At 53.7% G+C, this 2,534-nt stretch carries 3 protein-coding genes; 2 read left to right on the plus strand and 1 reads right to left on the minus strand.

All coding sequences use genetic code 11. The features are described 5' to 3' along the window. Positions 1–298: 298 nt before the first annotated feature. Entirely contained in the window at positions 299–1,300 is a 1,002-nt protein-coding gene (locus PARACOCCUSGL_RS21935) for a hypothetical protein (protein WP_138918418.1), read from the plus strand. Positions 1,301–1,673: 373 nt separating this feature from the next. Here the strand turns inward: PARACOCCUSGL_RS21935 and PARACOCCUSGL_RS0119970 are convergent, their stop codons facing one another. Beyond that, the gene (locus PARACOCCUSGL_RS0119970) at positions 1,674–2,051 is read right to left on the minus strand and encodes a hypothetical protein (RefSeq protein WP_010400853.1); all 378 of its coding nucleotides are present in this window, start codon (positions 2,049–2,051) and stop codon (positions 1,674–1,676) included. 235 nt (positions 2,052–2,286) lie between these two features. On the opposite strand from PARACOCCUSGL_RS0119970, the gene PARACOCCUSGL_RS22120 reads away from it, so the two are divergent. Beyond that, positions 2,287–2,454, plus strand: coding sequence for a hypothetical protein (locus tag PARACOCCUSGL_RS22120; RefSeq protein WP_010400856.1), 168 nt, complete (start codon positions 2,287–2,289; stop codon positions 2,452–2,454). The last annotated feature ends 80 nt before the right edge of the window (positions 2,455–2,534 follow it).

The raw sequence follows: 2,534 nt of genomic DNA on the forward strand, positions 1-2,534 counted from the left end.
ACAAGGCTCAAGGAGTGGGAGGATACTACAGGCAGGGAGGTTGTTCCTTTCCTGTATGGTTAGAAGAGGAGGGGGAGGGTACACGAGGAGGAGGATTCTTTGTGTATTCTTCCTGTTCCTTCCTTCTTCCTCCTTCCCCATACTTATACATATCGATAGGTTAACCCCTACAGCCACCAATGCATCAAGGTAGATTGTGACATCACATCCTCTGGCTCTGCTTTCTACGGCAGACCGATTCCCTAAGCTGCACTTCCTTGGCTCCGTGCTGTTTTTGTGCATTCAGGCATTCGCGCTAATGTTAGTCTTTGAGACGCTAATAGCTACCCTCGTTCCGCTTCCGGATGTCGATCATGCCATGCACCCATTCTTACATCATCGATCTATCCTGACTCACTCGATCCTAGTGCCGGGATGTCTTGCTTTGGTACTATCTCGTCTTTGGTTCATGAAACCTCTTTGTGCATTGTTTTTGGCTGCCACGGCCATACATCTACTTTCTGATGCTCTTTCCCCTTCCATCGGGTATGGTGCTGTTTGGTTGCCCCCAGGCGCGAATGTCAGCTTGGGTGGTGCTTCCCCTTGGTGGCTCGGTGTCAATGGATTGGTATGCGCTATTGCAGCGATCAGAGTGATGAATGCCTCTTGGAGAACAGAACTTGTTGCCGCCATGTTCATCTGTGCCGCCGTTTATGGATTGGCCAACGAGCAAAGTGTGGCTTCGGCAGCCTTCATTATCGGTGTTTTGCTGATCTGCGCTGGACTGGCATGGGCAAAAGGATGGCTCAGCCAGAATCCTAAGGTAAAATTTAGTGCGCTTAAAGTAACACGTGATGATCGCCTCCGAAATGCGAAGTTTCATGCAGAGACCGTCGCTATGAAACGTAAGGAGGCCAAGCTTGAAGCTGAGCGGATCAAGGCCGAAGCATCTGCGGCTTGGGCACGCCGTAGCTGGTTCAGCCGCACTTTTATTCGTATCGGCCGCATGTTCCGAATGATTTGGTATAGCCTGAGAGCGGGCGTTTATGTGTGTCTCTGGGCGATCCAAAACCCAAAGAAAACTCTCGGTTCAACGGCTGCCATTGCGCTGGTGGTCGTATCACTTTACTTTCTTGGCGCATCGGTTCCCGAAACTGCGGAAGGCGTGGCCTCCGCGACAGGCCGAGGAGCCTTAGTGGCGCTTAAGACAGGAGCCGAAGCTGTCGGTAGCGGCGTTTGGGTGCTTCATTCCTCGGGCGGCTACATCCTGAACAGGGGAGGGAAATACGTCGGAGGTACCCTACGCTCGGCCCCGCCCTAACCCTGATGCGGCCTTTGCCCGAGGCACTGACTGTCTCGGGTAACATTGCCATCCCAAGCCCCTGGGGCATCTCTTGGGGCATAACCCCGTCCGTCGCCCAACCGCCATGACGAGTCAGGTCACGAGCTGATCTAGGCTATTCCATCGAAAAGGTTCGGAAGGATCCTGTCCCTGAGGGCAGAAAATATCATCTTCTTATTGACTTAGATGAATTGGCTGGGGCGGTAGGATTCCTGTTATACGGAAGATCCGGTACCAGAATGTTGCCAGTCGTTGGCAGGGTGGGGCGATAGGTGGGGCACATGGCCCGATGACGCTATGGCCCTTTCCTGGCTTGAAACGAGCTAACCCGCGCTAAGGAGTCTTGCAGATATCAGGTCAGCGTCGCTTGCAGATCGAAAGTCTCTTTTTCGTCTTTGGTGCACGTTCCCAAGGCGTTATACGTCTTCATGCTATACCTGAACTGACAGGTCATATGGCTCCCCTTGTTGGAGCGGAGGATTGCGTTTCCGTTGCCGGCATCGCCTGAAAATCCCAGAACGCCGGTGTCTCTCACGGCCATCCATGTGCCGGTGTATTGTTCGTCGCCGATAGTAAGGTTCGCTTTCCCTGAATTGCCGAACGCGGTGTTTTCCAGGGTGCCTGTTCCCTGTTGACCCGTTGAGCGGCTAGTGATCGTCACCGCTGGCGAGCATGCGGCCAGTAGGGAGATCGTGACTAGGAAGGCGGCATGGTTCGGGAACAGCTTCATCTATACCTCCAAGACCGAACTGTGCAGGCAGTCTATCTCTAGCAGTCAACTGAATTTCAAGCCCTTTTGATGGCGCGTGATCAAAATTTGTATTGACGACAGTGACGAGCCCATGGGGTCGCCTAGACAGCTTTCCAAAGAGCCCGGCTAGCGTGGGCTTTGCATGGTCGCCAGAAACGCGAAAAACGAGGGCAGGTCCGTATCTGAAATAGAAGTAGATACAGGAGCTTACTTGATGAACAAAAACAACTTCCAACGCATTGTCAAGCACACCTTTCGTGCAATCAGACGTTGGCTAAGCCTGCTGCTGATCGCGTGGGTGGCATCCCGCATCAGCCGTGAACTTGCCATGGCGATCTACACGGAAGCTCTCAAGGCGGGGTGGTACGATGCAGCCCGGTGACGTGGCGGTTATCTCTGCCTTCGATGACGTACCGGGATACCTGTTCCAGACCGAGCGGGTGCCGGACGACCATGTGACAG

This window comes from Paracoccus sp. TRP (assembly GCF_000185925.1).
Classification (GTDB): Bacteria; Pseudomonadota; Alphaproteobacteria; order Rhodobacterales; family Rhodobacteraceae; genus Paracoccus; species Paracoccus kondratievae.